At 43.1% G+C, this 499-nt stretch carries 1 pseudogene; it reads right to left on the bottom strand.

Annotation, left to right across the window (positions count from 1 at the left end):
* Positions 1–91: 91 nt before the first annotated feature.
* A pseudogene (locus tag ACTHUR_RS18965) lies at positions 92–499 on the bottom strand (23S rRNA (uracil(1939)-C(5))-methyltransferase RlmD); the annotation flags it as partial.

The following is a 499-nucleotide window of genomic DNA, read 5'->3' on the forward strand; positions in this document are numbered from 1 at the left end:
GCCACCATCACTTCGTTCAATTGCGCATTAATCTGCGTAAAATCACCCGGCTTGTAAGGCATTTCCACATCAAATTGAGCAAAAGTATAGTTCAGGGCAGGGCGTTCTCAGGGTAAAACGGCAAAGACTCGGCATGATCCTGCAGCCATATTTGCCATGCCTTTTCAGCACCCGACAATATCTTATCAAACCAATTACGCAATTCGCTTAATATTTGTCCAAACGGTTGATTTACGAAACGAATGTTGAATACGGTCACATTTTTTCCGCAATAAAGCTCAACAAATTTCACTTTCACACCGTCATCATGCAGCTTTTGCAGCAAATTGCGGACATCAGGCAACCTATCGGACACATGCTTAGGCAAAATATGGCAATGGCGGATATTGACGACATCATGGCTTTTTTTGGCCTGAAAACCGAGTTTCAGACGGCCTTGCTTATCCATCGAAACACTTAAACGTGCTCTATCGCGATAATACCAGGAGTAACCATATAA

Source organism: Neisseria sp. P0021.S007 (assembly GCF_051956855.1).